Source organism: Microcoleus vaginatus PCC 9802, assembly GCA_022701275.1.
In the GTDB taxonomy this organism is placed as follows: Bacteria; Cyanobacteriota; Cyanobacteriia; order Cyanobacteriales; family Microcoleaceae; genus Microcoleus; species Microcoleus vaginatus_A.
In genome coordinates, this window is record CP031740.1 from 4,848,286 (window position 1) to 4,875,050 (window position 26,765).

A 26,765-nucleotide genomic window follows, 5' to 3' on the forward strand; every position below is an offset into this window, starting at 1 on the left:
CAACCCCGATAATCATCTGTCATCCCCAATCTAAAATCTAAAATCTAAAATCTAAAATCGAATTACCGTCCTTCTAACTCTCGCAAACGCGCTTCTAAAGCTTGAATTCGCAACTCAGCTTCTATGCGCCTTTGTCGTTCTTGGTCTGCTTCTGACTGCGCTTGTTCTGCTGCCAATTGGGCTTGTTCTGCCCGCTCTTCGGCGGCCGGCAGCAAATTCCCAGAGGCATCCCACCAGCGCAGCCAAGGCAGTTCTACACCCTGATAAACCCCTTGCCAAATGCCTAATTCCACTCCTATTTGTGCGATCTGGTAATGTCCGCGCTCATTTTGTGGGACTAACTCGAACCGATCTTCTACCAAATGATATACTTCTACTTGTGCCTTTTTGACTTCATAAATGCCGTAAAAAGCAGGTCGAATTATCCGTTCGTAAATCCAGAATTTGCCCTGGCGAGGAGTCCTATCTCTTTCTTCACTGCCATCACCAGAAACAAATTCAAGTACAATCCGAGGCGGCATTAATTCCTGCCACATTACATAGGAGCGGCGAAGATTTCCGTCAAGAGTTGGCGGCACGTCGGGCACGTAAAACCAATCAGGTGCTTCGGCTCCTCTTTCTGGCGGTTCTGGGGGCCTGGCCACTCGCCAGTAAATACCGGAATCTTGACCGATGCAGTATTGTCCGTCGGGATGAATTTGGTCTAAAATGGGTCGAATTGATGTTGTTAACAGGATGCTTTGAGGATGTTCTTGAAAGTTTTTCACAAAAGTACCGTCGGAGTCTGGTAATTGAGTGTGGTCTGGGAAATCTGTGGCTATAATTTCGGCTTTTTCGGTGACACTCATGTTGACCTCTTGAATGTTTAAAGATTATACTTATAAGTGGTGACGTAGAGATTAATAATGCTATTAGGTCATTGGAAACCTCCGATTGCTATATAGAAAGTTTTCAGAAATATGAGTAAGTACAAATTAATTATTTTTGACTTCGACGGCACCTTAGCAATTACTCACAAAGCTATTGTATTTTGCTTTACCAAAACTTTTGAAACTTTCCATATTGCCCCGCCTGCTGCTGATACTATTATAGGTACGATAGGCATCAATTTACCAAATTCTTTTAAAATCCTCCATCCGGCGATCGAGGAAAGCGCAATTCCCGAATGGGTTGAAACTTACCGCTCTTATTATCGGACTGAAGGTGAAAAGCAGGTAGATTTATTTCCCGGGACAAAGCAAATGTTGCAGTTGGTGAGCAAGTCTGGCTTGAGCCTGGGACTTTTTAGCAACAAACACGTTAGTTTTGTTAATTTGTTCCTGAGAACTTTGAAGATTCACAGTTTTTTTGATTTAATTTTAGGTGATAACGGAGAAATAATTCCGAAACCTAATCCGACTGTTTTTCACTCGATTATTAAACCGCTGTTCCCGGAATTGGATAACAGTCAAATTTTAATGGTTGGCGATACAGCGATTGATTTGCTGTTTGCTAAAAATGCTGGGATAGATGTTTGTTGGGCGGCTTACGGATATGGCGATCGCGCTCAGTGTCTCGCCCTAGAACCGACTTTCGCGATCGACGATATTTCAGAACTTGCTGTGTTCGTTCAAAATTAATTTTTCCTCGGTTTGTTTGAGAGAAGAGTTTGAATCATTTAACTAAAAAGTATTTAATTAATTTATTTTTACTAGAGCCGGATGAGGAATTTTTTATTTAATTAAAAAAATAAATGCCCGAACTTGTAATCCGCCCAAACCCTGCCAAGCAAACCATACCAAAGATAGAGTGATCCCTGGAACAGCTATTATAAATTAACAAGTAGGATTCCTTTGAAGGTAGAAGGCACAAGGCAGAAGCAAAGAGGAAAAAAACGAGGGAAGCCAGATTTTTTTTAGGTAGGATTTACCGCCCAAATGCTGCATAATAGCCTTCTAACTTCTGCCTGTGGAAAACAGGCAATTCTGTTAAAGTCTAGGGTGTGCTGCCAGTCGGGATCTACAATAAACTCAATTTATAGAAACTCATGCAGATCGATATAAGCATTCCTTCTGAAACGCTATCGCCGGCTCGTACTGGCGGCACACCGAATTTAATAGAAGAAGTATTTCGGCTGTACGATCGCGCCCTGGCAGCTACCAGCAACGGCATCGCGATCGCGGACGCTACCCGGCCGGACAAGCCTATAGTGTACTGCAACGGGGCTTTCGAGCGGATTACAGGCTACGATCGCAGCGAAATAATCGGGCAGAACTGCCGCTTCCTGCAAGGCCCGGATACCGATGGCGCTGCCGTCGATCAAATCCGTGTGGCCCTGAAAGAACAGCATGACTGCAAAGTAGTTCTGAAAAACTACCGCAAAGACGGCACCCCTTTCTGGAACGAACTCACCATCTCGCCGGTGCGCGACAGCAGCGGGATCGTCACCCACTTCATCGGCGTCCAAGCTGATATCACCGATCGTAAACAAGCAGAAGAAGCCCTCAAACAAGCCGAGGCAAAATACCGCAGCATCTTTGAAAACGCCACCGAAGGCATATTTCAAACCGCCCCAGACGGGCGCTACCTCAGCGCCAACCAGGCACTCGCCCGAATGTACGGCTACGATTCCCCGTCAGAACTGATCGCAAAATGTTCGGCAAAAAACCTTTACGCCGATCGCACCCGCCGCGCTTCCTTCATTGCAGAAATCAGCAAAAATGGCTCCCTGAAAGAGTTTGAGTCCTGCGTCCGCCGCAAAGACGGCAGCACTACCTGGATCTCGGAAAACGTGCGCGAAGTCCGCGGCGAAGGCGGCGAACTCCTTTACTACGAAGGAACCGTCGCCGAAATCGCCGCCCGCAAACAAGCCGAAGCAGCGCTGCGAAATCAACAATACTGGCTGAAAACCGCGATTAACGCCGTGCCCGACGCGATCAACCTCACAGACAGCGAGGGGCGCTGGCTGATTGCCAACGACTGCGCCCTCCAACTTTTGGGCTGGGAAACCTCAGACTACCAGGGTAAAACTACTGCCGAACTAGCTGCCGCCGCCGATCCGAGAGTTAGAGAAATCCTGCTAACTTGGCAGGAAACCGACGAAACCACCTGGGAAGCAGGCACTCTTACCTCCAGCCGCCAAATTGTCTCCTTGCCCACAGGCGGCAGCAATTTGTTTGAAGTGCGGAAAGTGCCGCTGTTCAACCCCGACGGTTCGCGCAAAGGTTTGGCAGTGGCGGGGCGGGACATCACCCAGGAAGTGGAAGCGGACGCAGCTTTGCGAGACAGCGAACAGCGGTTTCGGGCAATTTTTGAACGCGCTGCGATCGGCATGGTAGTCGCTACCCTCGAAGGTGTTGCGATCGCCACTAATCCGGCCTTTCAAGCTATGCTAGGGCGATCGGAAGCTCAACTGCGGGGTGTCGGCCTCGACGACTGCGCGCACCCAGAAGACGCACCAGTTTCGCGCCAGTTGCGCCAACAGTTGGTCGCGGGCTCCCGCGAAGCTTACCAAATCGAGAAGCGCTACCTCCGCCAAGACGGCAGCATCAGGTGGGGACGCCTCAGCGCCTCTGTCATCGACAGCAGTCAGGGAACGCCACAGTTTATTTTGCAAATGGTAGAGGATATTACCGATCGCAAACAAGCCGAGTCAGCTTTGTTCCAAAATGAGGCTAAGTGGCGATCGCTAATTCTCAATAGTTCCGACATCATTACTATTCTCGACGCCAGTGGTCACATTGTTTACGAAAGCCCGTCTGTAGAAAGAGTTTTAGGCTACGAACCCTATGAACTCGCCGGTCAAATTGCTCTCGATTTGATCCACCCGGACGACCTGCCCTCGGTGATTTCCGACGGCGAAAAACTGATCGCAAATCCAGGCGATCCGATCGCCCTAGAAGGTCGGTTCCGGCGCGCTGACGGTTCTTGGTGTTTTCTTGAAGGTGTCGGCATCAACTTGCTAGCAGACCCCGCTGTGAAAGGAATTGTGATCAACTCCCGCGACATGACGGCGCGCAGGCAAGCAGAGTACCGCCTCAGCAAAATCAACGAGTGCTTTTTGGGATTCACCACCGACGCCGCTGAGAACATCCAGCGTCTGACATCCTTAGCCGGCGAGCTTTTGGGGGGAAGCAGCGCCATTTACAGCCGCTTAGGTGGCGGACTGCTGCACGCAATCACGACTTGGCAAGCGCCGCCGGACTACCCGCTGGTCGATCGCGCCGAGGGCCACATCTGCACCGACGTATGCAGCAAAGGAAGCGATCGGGCTGTTGCCATTCCTGACTTGCAGAACACGATCTACGCCCAAACCGATCCCGCTGTCATCCGCTACCAACTGCAAAGCTATCTGGGACAAGCAGTGCGGCTGGGCGACAATTATGTGGGTGCGGTGTGCGTTGTCTACACCGAGTCGATCGCGCCCACAGAAGCCGACTGCAAGCTGATCGGAATTATTGCCGGGGCGATCGGAGTTGAGGAAGAACGGGCCGCCGCCGCCGATCGCGATCGACAAAAATCCCAAGAACTGCAAACAGCTTTGAGCGACTTGCAGCAAACTCAAATGCAGTTAGTACAAACCGAAAAAATGTCTTCCCTCGGACAGGTGCTAGCAGGAATTGCCCACGAAATTAACAACCCAGTTGGCTTTGTCGCTGGCAACCTCTGCCACGTCCGAGGCTACGTTCTAGACTTATTAGAAATCGTACAGGTGTATCGAGAAGAGTACCCGAATCCCCCAGCAAAACTTCAGCAACAAGCCGATGATATAGACTTAGAATTTCTAGCAGAAGACCTGCCCAAGTTGCTCAGTTCGATGCAGACAGGATGCGAGCGCATTGTAGAAATTATTCAAACTCTTCGCAATTTCTCGCGGGCAGACGAAGCTAAAATCAAGACTGCCGACATTCACGAAGGTTTAGAAAGTACCTTGTTAATGTTGAACACCCGGCTGAAAGCCAAGGCAAAATGGCAGGGCATTAAAGTGATCAAAGAATACGGAGAACTGCCGCAAATAAACTGTCATCCCGGACTGTTAAATCAGGTATTTATGAATGTATTGGCAAATGCGATCGACGCCTTGGAAGAAAGCAGCAGCCAAGCCAAAGACACTGCAAATTCTATCTGTCCTACTATTACCATTCAAACTGAAACGATTGATGACAAGAGCATTTTAATTCGGATCAAAGACAACGGTCAGGGCATTCCCGAAGATCAGATTGTGCGTTTGTTTGACCCGTTTTTTACCACAAAACCCGTAGGTAAAGGCACAGGTTTGGGTTTATCAATTTCGCACCAAATTGTCGTTGAAAAACACAACGGCAAATTGCAGTGCCTCTCAGAACCCGGTAAAGGCACTGAATTTATCATCGAAATTCCAATTCGTTGACATCAGGACGACGCTAATCAGGATCTCATGCTTGATATGATGGGTATTTATCCGAATCCGCTTTAAAAACCCCTTGATAAGACTGGTTGAAACCGCTCCTACCTAATCGAAGTTCGAGTCCAGACTGACTAAGAAATCAACGGGGTATTTAAGCCGGATTTGGTATTAGACGAACATGAGAGGCAACAAGTGGTTTGATATCAAATCTGTTAGCATCGTAATTATTCCTACCTCTTCTTTTCATCTGCGGGAATCAGCGCCAAGCCATTGTCATGTGCGGTGAATAAATTCTCTTTTTTTAACCGCAGCTACAGGCAGATAAACACACATTAACGTAGATGAATTCTATCAATTTCGGTTGCACCCTCCATGCGTGAGTGTTGACTGTTGACTGGATTTGACTATTCCGAGGCAACCGGAATTGATATAACACCCTACCCTAACGCGGTAAGGTTTTTCAGGCGTACCTTACATATAGCAGTTTTCAACTTAATCAGGTAATCTACACTCAGGGCCCCCTTACCCATTATTAATGTGTACCTGACTTAACTGAAAAATATTATAGCAATCCTAAATCATTTGTGAATTTCTTACTTCCTACCCTTGGTAAGGGGAGGGTTGGGGTGGGGTAAAAAATTTATGACTCATTGAGGATTGCTATATAATTATGTTCAACTCAGCCCTAATTTAATTAAAAACTAAACTGCGTCCGCAAATTGCCCACAAAAATTGTCGGGTTGTTATCGAAATTATTGGCATTCCAGATCGCATAAAATGCTGGCACGATCGAAATATAGTCGGTGAGAGGCAAATAATAAGTTGCCTCTATTTCGTACTGCGTGCCGCCATTCCCTCCGCCAGAAACCAGAAACCTCCGACCGCCAGTAAAGTCAAAAGGTACTAAATATGACACCGTAAGCAAAGCTCCTTCTTTGAACAAATCGGGAAATGCAAGTCCTAACTGATAAGATTGATTTGTGATCGTGCCGTCGGGTCGGTTAGTCTTGGGAAATATATTGGTTTCGGCGTAGCCATAGCGGCCGAAAAGACCAAAGCGGCGAGTGACTAACCAATCGAAATTGAAACTATAAGTATTCGCAGTCGCATTCCCCACGCGGCCACCAAAACCGTCATCTGCCACACCGTTTAACGGCTTGCTGTTAGGAGATCCAATTAAGCCACCGATTTGCTGGATGTTGGAACGGCTGTACAAAAAGCGCAAATTAGTCCGATCGCTCGGACTGAATGTTAATTCTGCTGTAGTCGTATTTGTCCCACCAAACAAGCCTTGAGACGGATTGGAAGCGGAATTAAAGACGGAAGTGGGCAAAAATTCCGTACTCTCGCCCAAATAGCCAAAACGCAGTCTCAATGCACGGCCGATATCCCACAAAACCAGAGCACCGGCACCGCGTCTGGTAGCGCTTAACAAAGGGCTGTTGTTAGAATTAAAGCTGCTGGCACCCTCTACGAAAAAGTTAAACCTATTGTTGTCAAAGTAGCGGTAGAAATTAATCCTCGGCCCGACTACTACTTGCAAGCTGTTGCTAAGGGGGAACCGATAGGAAAGTTCCCTCAGGACAACTTCATTAGGATTTCCTCCCGCAGTTTGATCGAGAAAAGGAGTGCCGAATGTATTGAAAAAACCCACCGAAGTAAACTGGTTGGCTGGGGAATTGCCGTTACCTACAGCTAGCTGTGTAATCAATTCGTCTTTCCCTGTAAAGGAAGTAGTGAGGGTCAACCAAACTAACTGGCTGAAAGTGATTTCGGGGTCGTCCACTCTCTGCACAATTGGTCTGTTGGTGACAGGATCGCGTCCGGCTACTCGATCGAGCGGAGCAGCGTTTCCATTTGTTGCTTCAACTCGGACTCGCTCGCCCGCAAAAGCTCCAGTCAGGTTAAACCAAGCAAATCCGTTTAATTTAGTCGTAGTTGAAAATTGGTTGGCTTCTAATTCGGCAGTGCGGGCTTCTAAACCATCGACTCGACCGCGCAAAGTAGCTAATTCTGCTGCAAATTCTTCTTGCAATCTTTGCAAAGCAAGTAAATCTTCTCGCTGGACTAAATTACCAGTAGAACCGCCAAGTTGTTTGGTAATTTGGTCTAAGCAAGCGTTTAATCCGGCGGCGAATTCATACCGAGTCATTGCTCGATTGCCTCGGAATGTGCCGTCTGGATATCCCGCAATGCAGCCGTATCTTTCTACTAGGGATTGCAAGGCTTGAAAAGCCCAATCAGTGGGGCGCACGTCGGAGAGTTGGGAAACAGAGGTGACTTGTGCTGCGTCTTCTTGTATGCTGAGGTCATCAGCCGTGCCCGTCTCGCTGCTGATGTCGGCAACTGTGTTGGCTTCAGCAACTTGTTGAGACTGAGGAGAGTTTGCAATTTCTAACTCCTGGGGGGGCAATTCGCGAATTGCCCCCGTTATTTCTGGGGCTGTTGTGGCACGATCGACTGTTGCTATATCTTGTTTGGGTAAAGCACGATCGACTGTTGCTATATCTGTTTCGGGTAAAGCACGATCGACTGTTGCTATATCTTGTTTGGGTAAAGCACGATCGACTGTTGCTATATCTGTTTGAGGTAAAGCACGATCGACTGTTGCTATATCTGTTTGAGGTAAAGCACGATCGACTGCTGCTATATCTGTTTCGGGTAAAGCACGATTCACCCATGCTGCATCTGTTTCGGGTAAAGGGCGATCGACTGCTGAGTTAGTCTCTGCGGTAATCGCCGCTAACGGCGGTATCTCAATCTTACCTGCTGCCAGCGCTGCGTCTGGGTTAGCCTCCGGGACGGCACTCGCTTCTAGCGCAACTTCTGGAGTTGAGGTATCCTGAATTTGAGCTGTTGCTGCGATCGGCCCCAAAGGCACCGCCGCACCAGAAATTAAGAAAGACAGCCAAAAAGCTTTAAGGGAGGTTGAATTATTCACCATACCACTCACACCACTTGTTGAAAATTAAATTTGGCCAATCTTAAACGATAAGCTTGCTTATAAATGTGTTTGGTTTAACAAATTCTTATAAATATTTAAAATTATTTTAGGAAGCAAGCGATTCCCAATCACTAATCACTACGGACTACTGACTAATTCCCAAAATGAAGTTTTTATTAGTTACAGATTTAGACCACACGCTAGTCGGAGATGACGAAGCAACTCAAGTTTTAAACCAGCGCTTGCAATCAAAACGATCGCAAATTTGTTTGGTTTACGCTACCGGGCGTTCTTATGCTTCAACTTGCGAATTAATTGCCCAAAAGCAACTGCTAGAACCCGACTATTTGCTCGCAGGTGTAGGCAGCGAAATTTACCAAGACGGAACCCTGGACTTAGATTGGGCGGAATATCTTTCTCAAGACTGGGATAAAATGGCAATCGCCTCTTTAGCTCAGCAGTTTTCCCAGCTTAAACCCCAATCCCTAAAAGAACAGAATCCTTGGAAAATCAGTTATTGTTTGGAACCAGCAGCAGAAAATAGTTCGACTCTCCAGACTTTGCAGCAAAAGTTAACTGAATCGCGACTACCAGCTCAAATCATTTTTAGCAGCAATCGCGATGTGGATATTTTGCCGAAAACTAGCAATAAAGGCAATGCCCTTACTTATTTACAAAAGCGCCTGCAAATTCCATCTGAGGCAACATTAGTTTGCGGTGATTCTGGCAATGATATCAATATGTTTGAACAGGATGTCCGGGGAGTAATCGTCGCTAATGCTATGTCAGAACTCTTAGAATGGCATCGCGAATGTGGCACTGAAAATCATTATTTAGCAGGTTCTGCTTGCGCTTGGGGAATCATGGAAGGAATGGCATATTTTTGGGAATTTTGATTGCCGAAAATCCGGTTTGGTTTGTAGTGAGGGCTAAAGTTATCATAAAAATCAGAAGACTGAATTCCTCACTAAAAACGCACCCCAAGCACCCCAAGTCCTGCAAACCCTTAAAATATGTTCAGCAATCTCAACCGCGTATCGATCGAAACTGCGAGTTGCGATATCATCAGCGTGTACTGCTTTATAAAACCTAATCGAACTTAACTTTAGTTACCTCAAGCGAGTTGAAGTTTATTTCCTAGCCGTGTTGGTTAGTCGGCTATCCGCCGATCGCCAAAGGTTCTATAGTTAAGTTTAGCGCCTCAACCTAAATTACTCTCTCTAGAAAAACTTATCTTTCTAGATGAAGAAGATGTAGGTTTAGTCTACTATGTGCCCCTTTAGTTCAGTTCGCGAACGCACCGCCACATGGAACAAAATACTTTACCCGTAGAGGTGATTCTCTCTCACCCCCGCCAATATTTAGGTAGCATTCGGCTGGATTGGACGCCACAACCGGGGAACTATCTAGATTTAGAGGGACAAACCTATGCTGTCTTGGAACGCCACCACCGCTATCAACTCAAATCCGGCCGCTACCAACTGCAAAAAATTGCCCTCTACGTGCAGTCGGCCACACCGCCGACGGAAAGAACTTTTGTAAGCGGCATCTGGGTTCTCGGAGATGCTAGCTGCCGTTTTAATGCTCGATCGGAAATTCTGCGCTGTGCTGTCAATCCCAATGGCCCGTGCAACTGCTGCTGCGATTACGAAAAGTCTTGAACCATCGAGTCAGTACACAATTCTACCTCGCCCAACTGAGAGTGCCGAGAATCTCGGCGTCTCCCTCATTTACAAGAAACTATCAAAACCAACTAGCAACTCTCGAATCCAATTTAACTTCTTCAGGCAGGCGGTAATCTATCTTCTGATAGCTGTGCAGCACCTCGCGAATTCCAGTATGAATCAAATTTTCTATGTGCAGCAATTGCTCTGAAGAACAGCGAACCTGAACTGTTTGGTTTGACACACACTCGCCGGAGTCGATCGCAGTATATCTATTAGGAACTCGGCTGAGTACATAAGCAATTAAATCTTGTCGCAATCCCGAAGGCGAAAAAGCTTGTTGGTAGGGGTGCTTCGGATAAGACTCCAAGATAATTTCTACTTCCTCTGTGACTACAGCTAAGGTAATATTGACAAGATTTTTCTGCATTTTCCCCGTCCCCAAACACTCGTTAACTAATATTTTTGTGGCCGTTCTCGATCTCGTCTGATTTCTCATGAATTTTAACCGGCTAATACCGCCAATCGTTCTTCGGTCATCACCAGCTCGCACTCGGAACTTACCTCTTCTATAACCCGCAGCACGTAGCAGGGAATCTTGTCCGATAAAATAGCACTTGGCACCGCACCACTGTGAATTTCTAAGACTGCTTCCGCAGCAGCTTCAAACATCACTCGCTGTCCGGGAAACATCACTCTTTCAAAGTACCAATTAGGAATGTTCCCAATCCGAACCACCTGAACTAGGTTGGTAACATTTGCGTAATAGCACAGAATCTGGTTGTTACCTTTATAAGATAGCTGATCAGACATTTAAAAATCTCCACACTCTTTCAAAACTGACTGAGACTTGACTTGGCCGGTTAGTGGCAATTGCGAGTTGGGCTCTGGACAAAACGACCGACTTATTTGTGGGGTGTTATTCGAGAGCGCGAATCACATCTTCAGTTATTAATTTTTTTACCCTTGAGTTCTCCTGCCAACACTTAGATGACTGGCGCACAAACCCCGTTTTTCCCCGTTAAAAACCGGGTTTTTGTGGTAGGCACTGCCTAACCCCTGACTTATTCAGGCTGGTTGTTCTGTAGCACCAGTTAATCGAAAGTACCGTCACTGCCCCGAACTCTCCTGACAACAGGTTCGCTCTTTGGCAGTGGAATGGTGCTGAGATGGCAGAGACTTTCAACTCAAGAGCTTGGACTAAATATTATCTAAAAAATATGAGGAAATTATGAAGACCATAATTTTTTTTGATAAATATACTTTTGCCGAAGCAGGGATTACAACACTTAGGCAAAAACCGGGTTTTTTACCAAAAAACTTGGCTTAATCTGTGATCCTAGGTTAAAAAACCCGGTTTCTGAGGGAACTCTGCGTAACTCTTGGATTAGCACCCAGAAACCGAGTTTTTTACCAAAAAACTTCGCTGCCTCTGTGATCCCGGCTTAAAAAAAACCGTTCTTGAGGCAAGTGTGCGTAACTTCTGGAGGAGTTATTCTGCCTGTAAATACGGTGATAGCCGATCGGCTTTGCAGGTAACAAAAAACCCCGACTCCCTGAGATCATCTGTAGAACTTCTAGGGAATCAGAGTTTAAATTAACCAATCACCGATCCATCTCAAAGCTAAATCAAAAAAATGAGGAAATTCTGAAAACAGCAGGAAAAACTAGGAATTTCCTGAACGCACAAACCAGGTTTAATAACATAATTGCGTGATTTTTGCAAGAATCCAGGGAACGAGAAAGCGGATTTTTGATCGTCGTCCGGCTTTAAGGCCCCATTAATTCTTGCGTCGGGCTGGGCTGACTTTGTGTGTGTAGTAACGGTTTGAACCGCCGAGTTTGATATGCTATCTGCGATGTATTTTACCCGGGTTTAAAGCAACGGTTCCCAACCCAGAATTTCCGCCACTTGCTGTGCCAAACTCAAAGGATCGAAAGGCTTTGCAATCACCCCCGCTACCCCCAAATCAGCAAATTGGCTCAAATCCATCGCCTGCACCTTAGCCGTCAAGAAAATCACCGGAATCCTCCGAGTAGCCGTATTATTTTGTAGGAAACCAAACAGAGTAAGTCCGTCCATATCCGGCATCATCACATCTAACAAAATAGCGTCAGGGAGGTGAGTTTCAGCTAAAAGCAATCCTTGGCTGCCGTCGGGCGCGCTTAGTACCGTCCAGCCACCTAAATGTTCCAGACAGGCCTGAATCACGCTGCAGAGGTTTTTTTCATCATCGATGACCAGAATGCGCTTTGCTGACATAATTAAAACTCTAATTTTAAATTAATCATGGTAAACCGAAAAAAAACTTACGCACGCTGCCTCATCAACCGGGTTTCTTGACAGATATAGCAGAAGGAAGAAGCAATAAAATTAAGAGTTTCAGCACTTAAGAACGTCCTAATCGAGCGAGGTTGCTATATTTTGCCACTCACCTACTGAAACCCTGACCAGCAAAATCGGGCGTTCCATAATAGCGGGATGATTTTGATTGTTTTGTGGGATGGGCCCATGAGCCCGTCCGGTATATTTTCACCGCAGGCGGGACGCCTAACCCTACTCCCCACAAGCATCATCCTCCAATTGTGCAACGCCAAAAATCGACATATCCGCCTCCCAAAATCATCCTACCCGCGTGGGTTGCCAGGAACTTGAGCTTTCGCGGGCTCTGATCGAAGCAATCTCAAACCTCCAAACTTTTTCCCCCTTCGCCTTCCAACGGTGCGGGCATTGTGAAATAGAAACTGCTTCCTTCTGAGACAACACTTTCGGCCCAAATTCTGCCGCCGTGTTGCTGTACTATGCTGCGACAGATAGCCAAACCCAAACCAGTACCTCCTTTTTGGCGGGAGTCAGAAGCATCGACCTGTTGAAACCGTCCAAAGATTGTTTCTAGTTTATCCGCAGGAATCCCCCGCCCTCTATCTTTGACTTCAAATAAAACCCGATCGCCCAAATCTTCAACCCTGACAGTTACTGTACTCCCTGGAGCCGAGAATTTAATCGCATTGCTCAACAAATTTACCAACAGTTGAACGATCCTGTCGGGGTCAGCCCAAATTTGGGCTGTTTCGGGCATAATCGACAAATCAATGTTACTTTCGGCAGCCAAAGAAAGTACAGCTTCTGCAGACTTCCGCATCAAAACCTGGGCCTCGCACCACTGCTTGACGAGGATAACTTGGCTCGAATCGAGCCGTTCTAAGTCTAGAATATCGTTGACCAAACGCACTAACCGTTCGGTATCGCTCGAAGCGATTTCTAACATCTGTTTGGCAGTTTCCGGTTTATTTTTCAGTACCCCAGCCGCCAGCAAACCTAAAGAACCGCGAATGGAGGCAAGCGGCGTTCGCAGTTCGTGGCTGACAATCGAAATAAACTCATTTTTCATTTTTTCAATTGCCCGACTTTCTGTGATATCTGTGACTGTGCCGACGTGACCAATCAGTTGAGATCTGTCGGAAAAAATCGGAGCTGTTTTAAGCCGACAAAACCGGATGGTTCCGTCTCGCTGGATGTGGCGGAATTCGCAGGAAAATTCCCCATCTAGCGATTGTGATTCCGACCACTTAGACAGAATTAGTTTGATGTCTTCGCGGTGAACAAACCGCATCCAGCCGTTTCCTAAAGCTGCTGTCGGTGTGAAGCCACCAATTGCTTGACAGCGAGGATTTGTATAGGTACATTTCCCCTCACTATCGATTTTGAAAATGCCCACGGGGGAACTCTCGCTCAGAGAGCGAAATAAAGCTTCGCTTTCCCGGAGTTCTGCTTGAGAGCTTTCTAGTTCTCTGGTTCGCTGCAAAACTCGCATTTCTAACCGTTCGTTGAGCTGTTGGAGGGCGGCTTCAGCAAGTTTGCGATCGCTAATATCGCGGTGCACTGATACCCAGTGGGTAAACTCACCATTTTCGTCCGCTATGGGCACAATGCTCATTTCTACCCAAAATTCCGTCCCGTCTTTGCGGTAATTGATCGAGTCAACCCGCACCGGCTGCCAGGTTTCCAAAGCTGTCCGAATTCGATGGAGACTGGCGCGGTCTGTTTTTTGTCCTTGCAAGATGCGGGGCGTTTTGCCCACAACTTCTTCTAGCGTATAGCCGGTCATCCGCGTGAAAGCTGGGTTGACATAAAGAATTCGCGGGCCCGGTTCGTGAATCGGTTCAGCTTCGGTAATTAATACGGCATCGTTAGTGGTGGTGACTACTGATTCCAACAGGCGCAACTGTAATTCTCTAGCTTTGCGATCGGTAATTTCTCTAACTGTCCCCACCATCCGCACTGCATGGCCGGCTTCATTGTAAAAAAACTTACCTTTCCCCTCCATCCAGTGAATGCTGCCGTCGGGCCAAACCACGCGGGTTTCGTGACAGAAATCTCCTCGCTGGGCGATCGCCTGATTTATAGCATTCTCTATACTTTTTAAATCTTCTGGGTGAATGCAAGTTGCAAAACTTTGATAAGTTCCGGCAAAAGTGCCCGGGGTCAACCCAAACAACTCTTCGTGTTCCCTCGACCAAACTAGGCGATTTTTCTGCACGTCCCAGTCCCAAAATCCAATTTTGGTAGCCGACAAAGCTAAGCTAAGCTGCTGATTGGTTTTCCGCAACTCCATGCTAGTAATAGCAACTCGAAGTTCTCGGGCTATTTCGATTTCGCACCGCTGCCAAGGCAAAGATTTTAACCTCACAGTTTCTTGCCACAAGTCAAAGGAGTTGCGAGGAGACAGCGGCCGGTTGCCATCCGGTTTAACTTCAATTTCCCCGTCTGGTTGACCGGCCCAGTTGACAGTTTGAATTGTTTCTGGACGGAACCACAAAATGTAATAATTTTGCATCTCGGACATGGCCAGTACCAGCAAACCGCTAGCAACTTCTTTAAACTTCTCAGATGGCGGATACAGTTTTGATAGAGAATCTGTATGAAAAATATCATTATTTTTTTGAGTTTTTATCCAAGCAATTAAGCTTTCGATTTCTACCAATTCCGGGGTTTTGCCGATGGTTGTTAAATTTTCATTGGCACACACAACTCCACCGGTAGCGCCCACTAGGGTCAGCAATTCATCTGGGGATTTAAGTAAACCTTCTATAAACCAGTGTGATTGAGAAATTTTGGTGACAAATTTATGGCAATTTTCTTTTAAATAAAGTGTATATTCCCAATTTTCGCTATCTTGTTTGTAGCTGAGTTCTAGATTCACAAACTTGGCTAGCAGTTCGCAAGCCTTTCTTGTTTCGTAGCTGACATACTTTCGTGTTTGGTGGTGACACGCGATCAATCCCCAGAGTTTTTTATCTTTGATTAATGTCAAGGTCATGCTAGCACCAATGTTCATGTTTTTGAGGTATTGAACATGGCAAGGGGAAACTGCTCTCAACAAAGAGAAGCCTAGATCCAAGGGGCGACCGGTCAGCGGATTGCAGTGAGGAATGAGTTCTACAGGCTTACAGTTAATATCGGGAATAAACCGAATTAAACTCATGGTGAACAGGTTTCTTGCCTGGGGGGGAATATCGCCAGCCGGATAGTGCAGTCCCAATAAAGGAGCCAAACTTTTTACTTTGTCTTCGGCGACAACTTCTCCCGCACCTGTGGCATCAAATTGATAGACGATCGCTCGATCGAAACCAATCATCCTCCGCACTTCTTCAACTGCTGTCTGACACAGCACTTGCAGGTTTGGTGTTCTGTGGATTTTGTCTATCGGCTCTTGGACTAAATGATAAAAATTGAAAGAATCGCTAGGTTTTGGGGAAACAGCCGACTCGAGTTCAAGAATTACTGCTGAACTAGATTGATGCAGGGTCCCCTGAAAAAAAGACTGGCGGTTTTGACTTTTGAATGATAATCTGATACCGTTAGATTGATGGCAGTCTTCAAATAAAGCTTTTTCTATAGCCTCAATTTCCTCAGTTTCGACAAATTCCTGTAAAAATTTGCCCAAAAGTTCTTCGGGATAAATGCCGATATCCTCAAAAATATTGTTACTAACTTGCAAAATTTTCAACTCAGGAGATTTCAGCACTAAAAGGATGCCATGAGGTTGGATGGCAGCCGGGGCGTAAATTAGTTCGCCGTCGCTGTCATTGAGATTGTCTGTGTCGGAGGGCAATACCATTGCTTTCATCTGATTAATACTTCTCTAAATTAGCCTGTGTTCTTGATCAGCGGGCCAGCATCAATCAAAAGCACCGCGTCGGAATCACACAATCTAACAATCCCTAGTCTGGCTAAGGCTTCCTGATTTGTTTCGTACACGCACTGCATATTTGCTCCTAGTTATCCCATTAAAAAAAAAGAATACAACTGTAGGTACGTGCTCGAAACCCATATCTCATAAGTCATTCCCAGTTATTCAATTCTTTAATTCTTTAATTCTTTAATTCTAAAATGGGATTAGCGCTGTGCCTGAGCCAGTCTGTTTCTGAGTTGAGTTCGCTCCAAACGATTCAAGAGGCGAGCAATTAATTCCGGTTTCACGATCGGCTTGTTCACGTAGTCGTCAGCACCTGCGACAAACATTTGGCGCACTGTTTCCGATTCGGAATGAGCTGTCAAAAATAGCACTGGGAGCTTGCTCCAGCGCAAATCGTTGCGAACTGCCAAACACAGCTCGATACCGCTGTAACCGGGCATCTCCACATCTAAAATTAGCAAATCCGGACAAGTCGTTTCGAGTACCTCCCAGAACTTTTCGGGATCGTCCAAGGTTGTTACTTGAAATCCCCAAGGTTGTAGAATCACTTGCAGTGCAGCCAATAGATGCACGTCATCGTCTACCACCATAACTTTAGCTTCAGCAGGGCCAGTCTGGTCGATTAGTTGGGCGACTGCTTTGAGTATATCTGCTGGGGGCATAGATTTGTGTAAAAAGCCCGAAGCTCCCAAACGAGCAACTTCTATTCGATCGCTCAATTGATTGTGTCCGCTAAAAACCATCACCGGAATTTCGGGCTTTTCACTGCGGAGTTCGGCTAAGAGAGAAAGTCCGTTTTCCTGAGATCGGGAAAATGTCAAATCCAGCAAAATCGCGTCGGGAGGCTGTTGAGAAATCGCATTTCTTGCCGCTTGCGGAGAGTTGGCAACTTCTATCTGGAAGCCGGAACCGGATGCTAATGTTTTCAGTTGATCGCTCCCAAAAGTATCATCATCAACAATCAGCATTCGGCGCTTTTGGGAAACCGCAGGAACCAAATCGCCTTCTGGTTCGGGCGACGGGTGATCGAATATCTGTTTGAGCTTATGCAGAAATCCCTCAATCTGCTGAGCCGTCCCCGGTTTCAAGATGTTTTCAGCCTTGAACAAATGTTCTATCTGGCGTGCAAACTCCGAACCTTTCGGCAGGCCTAACGTTCCCAAAGAACCGACTAATTTGTGAGCTTGAGCCTGGGCTTCCTCGCGCACTTCGCCCTCCAAGCTTCCGTTTTTCAGTTGAGCGATTGCGCGATCAAATATCGCCACCTTTTCTATAAAATTAGCTTTTAAATTGCCCCGCATTTGGGCAATCGCATTCAAGACTTTGAGACGGCGTTCGTCTTTGTTTAATTCCTGGCTCGACCCGCTGGATTCAGTCGATAAAGTCTCTTGAGTTTTAGCAGTTTCTGCCGTTTCCTGCCCAACTTGTTGGCTCTCAATCTCCTCCGGCAGACTTTTGAGCCGATAGCCCAATCCGTACACGGTTTCCACTAAATCTACTGTCATCCCGGCTGCTTTCAGCTTCTGCCGCAGCCCCTTGATGTGAGCGGTAACGGCTTCTTCTTGAGGAAATTCGCCGGCCGACCAAATGCGATCGAGGATGGCGCTGCGACTGAAAATGCGCCGGGGATTTCTCAGGAAAAGTTCTAGCAAATTGTACTCTTTGGGAGTCAGGTGCAGCACTTTTTCGGCATAAGTTACTTCCGTAGTGTCCGGGTTGACTTGCAGTTTTTCCCATGTCAAATTTGTACTCGACAAAGTTGTCTTACCCCGGCGCAGCAAAGCCCGAATTCGAGCGATTAATTCTTCGAGATTAAAGGGTTTGACCACATAATCGTCTGCACCCGCCTCTAAACCTTGCACTCGATCGTTGCTGCTATCTAGCGCTGTCAGCAGTAAAATCGGCATTTGGCAGCCGGACGATCGCAATTTTCGACACAAACTAATGCCGTCGAGTTTAGGAATCAGCACATCCAAAACAATCAGGTCGTAATCGTATGCCTGCACCAAATGCAACGCTGTTTCACCGTCTGCGGCCGCATTCACATTGTAATTGTGAGAGTTCAGCGCTTGAGTCAGCAAACTGACTGTAACTGTGTCATCTTCTACCAGCAGGATTTTCATAAACGTCACCTGTCCTTCCAACTATTTTTGGAATTTTTTATCGGTTTTTGGGGCTAATTAAATAGCCTTTTTACAACTGATTTTAAAAATCCCCACCTTCAGTATAACAAATAGTATTCTTGAAATAGAATAATGGTAAATTATTATTTTACTTTTATTTTTTTTTCCTCTCCAAATACCTCATTAGATTCTGGCTGGGATTTTATGGTTTTTTGGACTTCAGCGCCTGCTGAATTTTTTGAATCAGATATTGCGAGGAATCTTGATGTTTAACTAAGTCTTTCAACTCGGAAACCGCTACTTCGGCGTGTTCTCTCTCTCGAACTAAAGAATCAGCGGTAACATTTTTTATGACTCTCAAAGGTTCTTGGATAGCGGTCAATGAATTGAAATTTTTTTCCGCTATTAATTCTTCCAACTCTAACAGAGCCATTTCTGCGCGATCGATCTTGATCGTCACGGATTTAGCCACATTAGCACCCGCTCTTGCTGCCTCCGTGAGTTCGTGAACTCGAAGTTTAAACCGACTGGCAATTTGCTCCATTTGAGTCCCCAATTCAAAAGTTTTACTTGCCAGTCTGCCAATTTCTAGACTCACTTTGCTCAGACCGCTGGGCTGACTTCCCATTTGATTGGTAACTACAGCTACCTGTACTGCTAAATGCCTGACTTGTTCGATCGCCTCCCGGATGGTTCGGGAAGTGCGGTTAACCGTTTCTAAATCATTAGCTATTGCTTTGCCCACGCCCAAAATTTTATCTGTATTGTTGCAAATAGAATTAGCACCTTGAAAAGTAGCTTGAAATGCTTGGCGACCTTCCGAAGAAATCAGTTTCGCAATCCTCACAAATCGCTGATTCATTTGAGCAATTTCTTCAGCTTGTTTAACCAGTGCCACTTGCTGGGAACTAGGATTGGTATGCAATTTTTCGGTTTGACGTTGTTGAAATTTTAAAAGCTCATTACATTCGTGAACCTTAGCCTGTTCTTGTTGAAGTAGCGCCAAATACTTGTGTCTTTCTACTCGGTATCTTTGAATAACTTTGTTAGCTTGCGCTAAAATTCTCGACTGGGCAATTACCAGAGTTTGAACGTCCAAAAGGCGGTGGCTTTGGTTTTCCATTACCACAATAATCGGTTCATAAATCAAGTCTTTGTGCCTGTTGAAAGAGGCTTGCACGGCATCGTCAACTTTCCAGTTTTCCGAAAGCACCAAAGGCGGAATTCTAATAAAATCTAATAAGGCTCGAATCGGGTGTGACCCGTAAAGTTTTACGCGATCGGGAAAACTCATTTGCTCTCGAAATTTGACGCGAGAAATCATGCCCAATACTTGTGATTCATGAGTAATAATGACTCCCGGCAGGTCTGGTTCTTGCTCAAATCTTTCAGCCACTACCTGTCCTGGAGTTGCAGCGCTCACTTGGAAGTCGTGACACGGCAGATGTCCGATCGTGAAATCGGGGGTGAGTTGAGTTGGATTGCTCATTTACCCGGATAGTGTTAAGTACAAGTTAACAAATTATATATTAATATTATACTGGAATAAGATTGTTGAAAGTAGTCAACGACCCAGCACGGAAGTAACTGGGCTTCGCGCCTAAAACTTCATTTTCAGTTGACCAGCCGGAGACCTTTGATGTCTAGGTTTTGTGAGTAATGACACCAAGCGGATACGTAGGTAGTCCCCTGTTATGTCGTTAAGGGTTAAACATCTTTATTTGGGTTAAGGACGTGCCATTAGCCGAATTAGCTCAGAAAACAAAGGCGCGTGCTAACTTCATCACCCCAGCAATGGGAGTGGAATTCCTTAGTTTCCATCAACAACCCGGTTCACAAACACGACCACAAGCGATCGATTATATAGCCGTATCCCTTCCGCCCGTTTCCTCCTACCGCTTTCGCGCTCGTAAAGCGCTGGATCGGGGGTCACTCGCCCAGAAGAAAGATGACAACTATAGGGAGAAATTAGCTCTCTGGCTCCGGGGCCTTCTATTACCTACTTTCTGACTACTGTCATCTCAAGTCTGTTGGATCGGCCGCGCCTGCTATGTCCCAGGTTCCGTCTTTACAACAGGGGCATTCATATTTTGTTCTTTAAAACAACCGGGAAAATATCTAGATTGAAACCAAAAACCTTAAATAGGACTTTGCCACTAGCAACCTTTGAGGCTGTTTACCAGTTGTTACAGCAAATGGCTGAAATCCCAGGGGCGATTTGGCTGACCGACGATGCGATCGCTGATTCTCAAAATCGGGAAAATTCGTCGGAAAGGTTTGCAGCAGTGATATCAGATCATTTTAGCGCGCTGCTGCGGGGCAATCTATTAGATGAGTTCGCAACAAACGGACACAAGCACAGCGAAAAAAATCTCCATTCGCAATTGAATGTGCAGTTGACTTTCGACCCCGGGGCGATCGCCCATTTCCTGTCTCCCCTCGCAGACAAACTGGCAGAAATAACCCCCGCACCCTCGTGGCAAAAAGACGTTCGCGCCCTCAAACAAGGAATTAAAAATATACAGCCTAACTCGGCCCTTATTCAAAGCGAATTCACCCTAAATTTGCTGGATATTCTAGCTGCCAATGCCAGCCCAAATAATCGCCTGCACCTACACAGCCAAACAGAAATAGAGGGAAAATCAGCGCCCAAAGTTATAGATCCAGAAACGCTACAGAGCCAGATTGCCGAAGCCGTCAATCAATTACAAATTGCCAGTCCCTGCATTTCATTTTGTCAGCCAGTGGAAGATGCTTTGCAGCAGCAGCTCGAACAAGAGCGACTTTTGAATCAGGTGACAACTCAAATCCGCCAGAGTTTGGAATTGCCTGTAATTTTGTCAAAAGCAGTCGAGCGAGTGCGAGAGTTTTTGGAGGTCGATCGCCTGTTAATCTATCAATTTGAAAAAGTGCCAGCGCCCCACAATGGTGAGTTAGCTAAAGAAATACCTGCGGCGGTTTCTGGGTCTGGCGAAATCCAAAAAATTTCCGGGTCTTACTTGTATTTAGGTCGCGTCACCTACGAAGCTTTAGCCAACGATTCTATCTCGTCTGTACTGAATTTTAGTGAAGGCGCGCAGTGTTTTACCAATGGAGTCATTGACAGAGAGAAATATCGCAAAGGCTTGGCTTTGTGCGTCGCGGATGTGGAAACAACTTACTCTTCGCAGCCTTGTTTTTTAGAGTTGATGCGGCGGGCGAAGGTGCGCGCGAAGTTGCTAGTGCCGATCGTAGTTCAAGACGACTTGTGGGGCCTGCTAATTGCCCACCAGTGTACTTTTCGGGAGTGGGAAGAAAGCAAAAAAACTTTTTTGCGGCAAATAGCAGAACATTTGGCGATCGCCATTTACCAAGCCGAACTTTATGCACAAGTCCAGCAGCAAAAGCGCACCTCAGAACAACGCGTAATAGAGCGCACGCGAGAACTGCGCGATGCACTGGTCGCCGCCCAGTCTGCCAGCCTCGCCAAGAGCGAGTTTTTGGCAGCTATGAGCCACGAATTGCGGACTCCCCTCACCTGCGTCATCGGCATTTCCGACACGCTACTGCGGTGGTCTTACGGCAAAGTTGGCAGCAAAGAAGTGCCAGTGCAAAAGCAGCGGCAGTACCTGCAAACTATCCGAGACAGCGGCGACCACTTATTAGAATTAATTAACGATATTTTAGATTTATCGCAAGTAGAAGCGGGAAAAGCAGTATTAAAAATTAGTGAATTTTCACTTTCTAAATTAGCTTCTCAGAGCCTGCACGCTCTCAAAGAAAAAGCTGCGACTAAAGGCGTGGAACTGCTGCAAGAACAGCGGATAAAACGAGAGTGCGATCGCTTTATCGCTGACCCGCGCCGCTTGAGACAAATTCTCTTCAATCTTTTAGGCAATGCGATTAAATTTACTCCCGAAGGTGGGCGAGTCATCCTGCGAGTTTGGGTGACAGAAGATAAAAATCGAACGCCTGCAGTGCGGCAGCCCGGTACTGCACCTGCTGGCAGTACCGCTGTTTTTCAAATCAAAGATACCGGAATTGGAATTCCCGAAAATCAGCGATCGCTTTTGTTTCAAAAATTCCAGCAGTTGGATTCCCCCTACTGCCGCGAATACGGCGGCACCGGTCTGGGATTGGCCTTAACTAAACAGTTAGTAGAGCTTCACGGCGGCGCGATCGAAGTCAACTCTAAAGTTGATGTCGGCTCTACTTTTACCGTTTTTATACCCATCCAAACTCTAGCCAAAGATGAATCCACAAAATTTACCTATGAAAACTCTAATTCATCTTTACCGCTGCATTATTCCTCGCGGGGCAGCCTCGTACTCGTGGAAGAAGATGAAGAAACTGCCATGCTGATTTGCGATATCCTGACAGCCGCAGGACTGCAAGTGGTGTGGATGATTGAAGGTTCGGCGGCGGTGGAACAAATTGAACTTTTGCAGCCAAATGCTGTGATTGTCGATATGCGTTTGCCCGGTATGAATGGCTGCGAAATAATTTACCAACTGCGCCAAAAACCCGCTACTGAAAATATCAAGATTCTCGCTTTAAGCGTTAATGAAATTCCGCCCGATCAGATATCTTTCGTGACGGCGGGAGCTAACGATTGTTTGGCTAAACCGATTCACCCGGAGCAATTGCTGGACAAAATTATTTCTTTAATGGCCGGGATTGGTAATGGGTAATTGGGGAGGGGGCATTGGGGAGGGGGCATTGGGCATTGGGCATTGGGCATTGGGCATTGGGCATTGGGCATTGGGCATTGGGCATTTAATATAAGTGAGTTTTTGAGGTAATTATGGGAAGACCGGATTTTGAGGAATTAGAGGTTTATAAGTTGGCGGAAAGTTTGGCGAATCAGATTTGGGAGATTGTTAAAAAATGGGATTACTTCACAAAAGATATGATGGGCAAACAGATAGTTCGGTCTGCGAATAGTTTCTGTGCTAATATTGCTGAAGGAAGAGGTCGTTATAATGACCAAGATAATCGACGTTTTGTAAAAATTGCTAGAGGCTCTTTGTACGAAACAGTAAACTGGTTAAGATTAGCCTATGCTAGACACCTTATCACCAGCGAAGAAGTAAGCAAATTTAAACCAATTGTCGATAAACTACTACCAAAACTTAACGCTTATTTGAGTTCAATAGGGCACAGGGAATAAATTACAAAAAAAGCCCCATGCCCGATGCCCGATGCCCGATGCCCCATTCCCCATTCGCCATTCGCCATGATTAATTGTCAAATTCCTACAGGATTAATTGTTTCTTGTCAAGCACCTGCTGATTCGCCGCTGCACGATCCGATCGTAATTGCGGCAATGGCTCGAACCGCCATCAATCGAGGTGCATCGGGCGTGCGGATTGACACTCCGGCTCACATTGCAGCGGTGCGAAAACATATATCCGCTCCCATAATTGGGATTTGGAAGCAGCAATTGCCGGGATGCGAGATTTACATTACTCCTCGGTTTGAAGACGCGCGGGCGATCGCCGCTTCTGGAGCCGATATTATCGCCGTTGATGCTACTCTGAGAAACCGTCCTGCTGGTGGCGAAGACTTAAAGACATTAATCGGGCGAATTCACAATGAATTGGGCAAATTAGTGATGGCGGATGTAGATACAATAGAAGCTGCGATCGCGGCAACCGAAGCTGGTGCAGATAGTGTAGCAACTACTCTTTTTGGCTATACTGCCCAGACGGAAAATTTTTCGCCGCCGGGATTTGATTTGCTTGCGGAAATGGTAGAAAAGCTTAAGGTTCCCGTTATCTGCGAAGGCGGGATATCGGCGCCGGAAATGGCTAAAAAAGCCTTGGATTTAGGAGCGGCGGCTGTTGTTGTGGGGACAGATATTACTGGAATTGATCTTAAGGTGACAGCCTATAAGTCCCTGATGGGGAAGTAAGTTCGGCAACGGATTGTTTAACGGATTTAACTAATGTAACGGATGTAACCGATTGAAGGAAGAAGCCAGAAGAAATATTGGGCGATAGAAATCGCTTGTAGGCACACGAAACGCGCCAGCTAAGGATGGGAAATATCCGGCAATTTCAATCGCCCTTTTTCAGGGGAAGTTGCTAAATCAGTGCGCCGTTGATAAAGCTGCTAACTACAGCCAAGGCGATCGCCCCCAGTACCGCGCTCCAAAGGCCCATCCGCAAACTAAATCCTTCAACTAACTTCGCAGCCGAGGCAAAAACAATCACGTTCATGACAAAAGCAAACACGCCGGAAAGCAACCCCAGCGTCAGTAGGTTCGGCACGAAAAAAACTGCTTTCAGAATTGGCAAAATTAAAACGTTCAACATTCCCAAAACCGCAGCGGAAATTACTGCTTTCGGTGTGCTGTCAATTTCTACGCCGATCGGCAGTTGAGAAATTAGCAGCAAGCTGCTGCCCGTCACGAGCCAAGCAATCAAAAAATCGATCGGTTCCACAGCGCCCTTACCTCCTTAACAGTTGAATTGTCAGAAAAACCTGATATGTAAGGTATACCTTAATCAAACAATCCCGCTGATTCGTCTGCCAATCGACAGAATTTATGTCTGTTACTAAAGACTTAGAAGTTATAATTCCTGTATCATCTGCCAAAGAATCCGGATGGGAACCGTATCAACCTGTTAGTTGAATAAAAAGAGCAGATTAATTAATATGGCTGGCGATTTTTCTTTTAACTCTAAAATCCGCTTCGACAAAAATGGCTTGGACAATCCTGCACGGCAACGCAGCCGCTCGCTCCAAGTTATGATTTTTATGCTGCTCGTCACTACCTTGGTGACGCTACCAATATTTCGTCTAGCCGAACTGCAACTGGTACAGGGTGCCTACAACCGACAACGGGCGGAAAATAACCGCATTCGCCCTGTTTCAGTCCCAGCGAATCGCGGTCAAATTTTAGACCGCAACGGCAAAATTTTTGCGGCCAACCGCGTATCTCGATCGGTCTATGTGTGGCCAAAAGAGCGCTCTGCCCAGGACTGGCAAGAGATCGCCGCTACACTGGGCCCGATCGTCAAACTTCCCCCAGCCGAAATTATCAAAAAAATCGATGGAGTGGGCTACAGATCAGCCCTGCCAGTGCGAATTAGTAAAGATATCGATGTCGGTACTTTCGTCGCGTTGGGAGAACAAGCTAATACTTTGCGGGGAGTGGAAATTCGCGTAGAATCGAGCCGAGACAATCCCCACCAGCAATTAGCAGCTCACCTCTTGGGATACGTCGGCGAAGCTAGTTTAGAGCAATTAAAAGCTAATCCTGCATATCCGATGGGGATGCTCGTCGGTCAAATGGGAGTTGAAAAATTAGCCAATTCAACTTTAGAGGGCGTTTGGGGAAACCGTTTAATCGAGGTGAATGCTAAGGGCGAGGAAATCCAAGATTTAGGTGTAAAAGACCCTATTCCCGGCAAACCGGTGCAGCTAACTTTAGATTTAGATATGCAGAAAACTGCGGAAAAAGCTTTGGGCGATCGCTTAGGTGCAGTTGTGGCGATCGACGTAAAAACCGGAGCTCTTTTAACAATGGCTAGTTGGCCGACATTTGATCCCAATATTTTCACCCGCAAGGTAACTCAAAAAGAATGGGATCGGCTGCAAGGGCCAGAAAAACCGTTTTTAAATCGAGCCGTTCAAGGTTATCCAGTTGGTAGCACTTTTAAAATTGTCACTGCTGTAGCCGGGATGGAGTCGGGCAAGTTTTCTCCTGACTCTACTTTGGTAAGTTCTTCTTCAATTAACATCGGCGGAATTTCCTTTAACGAACACGGCGCCGGTTACGGCACGATCGGTTTCCGCGATGCTTTGGCCTACAGCAGCAATACGTTTTTCTATCAAGTAGGCATGGCAGCCGGGCCGGAAGAAATGGCGAAATGGGCTAAGAAAATGGGCATTGGCGGTACTCTTAATTTAGAGCTTTTGGGCTTGGAATCCGCCAATCACGGTCAAGTTCCGATCCCAGCAGAGAAACAGAAAATGTATGGGGAAGATTGGTATGTGGGCGATACGGTAACAATGGCGATCGGTCAAGGTTTGGTACTTTGTACTCCCTTAGAATTGGCTGTGATGGTGTCAACTATTGCCAATGGCGGTTGGCGAGTGCAGCCACATTTGTTGGCTTCTCAAACCAATACGCCTGTTACTCAAAAAATTTCAACAGGTATTAAGCCGGCAACTTTAAATGTCATTAAACAAGGATTGATTGAGGTGGTGAAAAAAGGTACAGGCCGCGGCTTAAATGATGGTACTATTCCTTTAAGTGCGGGCAAAACTGGAACGGTGGAAATGCCCGGTCATCCTGACAATTCTATGTATGTGGGTTTTGCTCCTGCTGACAAACCTGAAGTTGCGATCGCAGTTATAGTTGAAGGCGGCGGATATGGTGCTGTAGCGGCGGCACCAATTGCTCACGAGGTATTTAGAACCTATTTTCAAAAGCAGGGTTTTAAACCTACTAATAAGCCTCTCTAGTCATTAGTTAATTGT

17 protein-coding genes are annotated in these 26,765 nt (G+C 46.4%); 8 read left to right on the top strand and 9 right to left on the bottom strand.

All coding sequences use genetic code 11. The features are described 5' to 3' along the window. Positions 1-62: 62 nt before the first annotated feature. Positions 63-848 (bottom strand): Uma2 family endonuclease, encoded by a 786-nt coding sequence (locus D0A34_19830; protein UNU20824.1) that lies wholly within the window; start codon positions 846-848, stop codon positions 63-65. Positions 849-959: 111 nt separating this feature from the next. On the opposite strand from D0A34_19830, the gene D0A34_19835 reads away from it, so the two are divergent. Then, positions 960-1,619 (top strand): HAD family hydrolase, encoded by a 660-nt coding sequence (locus D0A34_19835; protein UNU20825.1) that lies wholly within the window; start codon positions 960-962, stop codon positions 1,617-1,619. 407 nt (positions 1,620-2,026) lie between these two features. After that, positions 2,027-5,368, top strand: coding sequence for a PAS domain-containing sensor histidine kinase (locus D0A34_19840; protein ID UNU20826.1), 3,342 nt, complete (start codon positions 2,027-2,029; stop codon positions 5,366-5,368). 691 nt (positions 5,369-6,059) lie between these two features. On the opposite strand, the gene D0A34_19845 is transcribed toward D0A34_19840, so the two are convergent. Then, positions 6,060-8,309, bottom strand: a complete 2,250-nt coding sequence (locus tag D0A34_19845) for a porin (GenBank protein UNU20827.1) — start codon at positions 8,307-8,309, stop codon at positions 6,060-6,062. Between the two features lie 164 nt (positions 8,310-8,473). Between D0A34_19845 and D0A34_19850 the strand changes: the two genes are divergently transcribed. Together D0A34_19850 and D0A34_19855 are read left to right on the top strand one after the other, a co-directional pair. Further along, entirely contained in the window at positions 8,474-9,205 is a 732-nt protein-coding gene (locus tag D0A34_19850; protein UNU20828.1) for a sucrose-phosphate phosphatase, read from the top strand. A 411-nt stretch (positions 9,206-9,616) separates the two neighbouring features. Continuing rightward, positions 9,617-9,970, top strand: coding sequence for a hypothetical protein (locus D0A34_19855; GenBank protein UNU20829.1), 354 nt, complete (start codon positions 9,617-9,619; stop codon positions 9,968-9,970). Between the two features lie 82 nt (positions 9,971-10,052). Here D0A34_19855 and D0A34_19860 read toward each other — a convergent pair whose 3' ends face one another. From D0A34_19860 to D0A34_19885, 6 genes are all read right to left on the bottom strand, one after another. Then, the gene (locus D0A34_19860; GenBank protein ID UNU22382.1) at positions 10,053-10,403 is read right to left on the bottom strand and encodes a hypothetical protein; all 351 of its coding nucleotides are present in this window, start codon (positions 10,401-10,403) and stop codon (positions 10,053-10,055) included. Between the two features lie 74 nt (positions 10,404-10,477). Next, the gene (locus tag D0A34_19865) at positions 10,478-10,786 is read right to left on the bottom strand and encodes a DUF1830 domain-containing protein (protein UNU20830.1); all 309 of its coding nucleotides are present in this window, start codon (positions 10,784-10,786) and stop codon (positions 10,478-10,480) included. Between the two features lie 1,063 nt (positions 10,787-11,849). Next, positions 11,850-12,236, bottom strand: coding sequence for a response regulator (locus D0A34_19870; GenBank protein ID UNU20831.1), 387 nt, complete (start codon positions 12,234-12,236; stop codon positions 11,850-11,852). Between the two features lie 421 nt (positions 12,237-12,657). After that, positions 12,658-16,095, bottom strand: a complete 3,438-nt coding sequence (locus D0A34_19875) for a PAS domain S-box protein (protein UNU22383.1) — start codon at positions 16,093-16,095, stop codon at positions 12,658-12,660. A 278-nt stretch (positions 16,096-16,373) separates the two neighbouring features. Further along, the gene (locus D0A34_19880) at positions 16,374-18,296 is read right to left on the bottom strand and encodes a two-component system response regulator CreB (GenBank protein ID UNU20832.1); all 1,923 of its coding nucleotides are present in this window, start codon (positions 18,294-18,296) and stop codon (positions 16,374-16,376) included. A gap of 202 nt (positions 18,297-18,498) precedes the next feature. Then, positions 18,499-19,785, bottom strand: coding sequence for a chemotaxis protein (locus D0A34_19885; protein ID UNU20833.1), 1,287 nt, complete (start codon positions 19,783-19,785; stop codon positions 18,499-18,501). 601 nt (positions 19,786-20,386) lie between these two features. On the opposite strand from D0A34_19885, the gene D0A34_19890 reads away from it, so the two are divergent. The 3 genes from D0A34_19890 to D0A34_19900 all read left to right on the top strand — a co-directional run bounded on the left by D0A34_19890 (position 20,387) and on the right by D0A34_19900 (position 24,189). Next, the gene (locus D0A34_19890; GenBank protein ID UNU20834.1) at positions 20,387-22,966 is read left to right on the top strand and encodes a response regulator; all 2,580 of its coding nucleotides are present in this window, start codon (positions 20,387-20,389) and stop codon (positions 22,964-22,966) included. Between the two features lie 113 nt (positions 22,967-23,079). Continuing rightward, positions 23,080-23,445 (top strand): four helix bundle protein, encoded by a 366-nt coding sequence (locus D0A34_19895; protein UNU20835.1) that lies wholly within the window; start codon positions 23,080-23,082, stop codon positions 23,443-23,445. Between the two features lie 66 nt (positions 23,446-23,511). Further along, positions 23,512-24,189: an N-acetylmannosamine-6-phosphate 2-epimerase gene (locus D0A34_19900; protein UNU22384.1), complete on the top strand. Its 678-nt coding sequence runs from the start codon at positions 23,512-23,514 to the stop codon at positions 24,187-24,189. A gap of 172 nt (positions 24,190-24,361) precedes the next feature. Here the strand turns inward: D0A34_19900 and D0A34_19905 are convergent, their stop codons facing one another. Then, positions 24,362-24,721 (bottom strand): phage holin family protein, encoded by a 360-nt coding sequence (locus tag D0A34_19905; GenBank protein UNU20836.1) that lies wholly within the window; start codon positions 24,719-24,721, stop codon positions 24,362-24,364. 214 nt (positions 24,722-24,935) lie between these two features. On the opposite strand from D0A34_19905, the gene mrdA reads away from it, so the two are divergent. Then, positions 24,936-26,750 (top strand): penicillin-binding protein 2, encoded by a 1,815-nt coding sequence (mrdA, locus tag D0A34_19910; protein UNU20837.1) that lies wholly within the window; start codon positions 24,936-24,938, stop codon positions 26,748-26,750. Positions 26,751-26,765: the final 15 nt, after the last annotated feature.

Coding starts and splice junctions, on each gene's coding strand:
- D0A34_19830 (UNU20824.1), bottom strand. CDS start 848: ATGAGTGTCACCGAAAAAGCCGAAATTATAGCCACAGATTTCCCAGAC.
- D0A34_19835 (UNU20825.1), top strand. CDS start 960: ATGAGTAAGTACAAATTAATTATTTTTGACTTCGACGGCACCTTAGCA.
- D0A34_19840 (UNU20826.1), top strand. CDS start 2,027: ATGCAGATCGATATAAGCATTCCTTCTGAAACGCTATCGCCGGCTCGT.
- D0A34_19845 (UNU20827.1), bottom strand. CDS start 8,309: ATGGTGAATAATTCAACCTCCCTTAAAGCTTTTTGGCTGTCTTTCTTA.
- D0A34_19850 (UNU20828.1), top strand. CDS start 8,474: ATGAAGTTTTTATTAGTTACAGATTTAGACCACACGCTAGTCGGAGAT.
- D0A34_19855 (UNU20829.1), top strand. CDS start 9,617: ATGGAACAAAATACTTTACCCGTAGAGGTGATTCTCTCTCACCCCCGC.
- D0A34_19860 (UNU22382.1), bottom strand. CDS start 10,403: ATGCAGAAAAATCTTGTCAATATTACCTTAGCTGTAGTCACAGAGGAA.
- D0A34_19865 (UNU20830.1), bottom strand. CDS start 10,786: ATGTCTGATCAGCTATCTTATAAAGGTAACAACCAGATTCTGTGCTAT.
- D0A34_19870 (UNU20831.1), bottom strand. CDS start 12,236: ATGTCAGCAAAGCGCATTCTGGTCATCGATGATGAAAAAAACCTCTGC.
- D0A34_19875 (UNU22383.1), bottom strand. CDS start 16,095: ATGGTATTGCCCTCCGACACAGACAATCTCAATGACAGCGACGGCGAA.
- D0A34_19880 (UNU20832.1), bottom strand. CDS start 18,296: ATGAAAATCCTGCTGGTAGAAGATGACACAGTTACAGTCAGTTTGCTG.
- D0A34_19885 (UNU20833.1), bottom strand. CDS start 19,785: ATGAGCAATCCAACTCAACTCACCCCCGATTTCACGATCGGACATCTG.
- D0A34_19895 (UNU20835.1), top strand. CDS start 23,080: ATGGGAAGACCGGATTTTGAGGAATTAGAGGTTTATAAGTTGGCGGAA.
- D0A34_19900 (UNU22384.1), top strand. CDS start 23,512: ATGATTAATTGTCAAATTCCTACAGGATTAATTGTTTCTTGTCAAGCA.
- mrdA (UNU20837.1), top strand. CDS start 24,936: ATGGCTGGCGATTTTTCTTTTAACTCTAAAATCCGCTTCGACAAAAAT.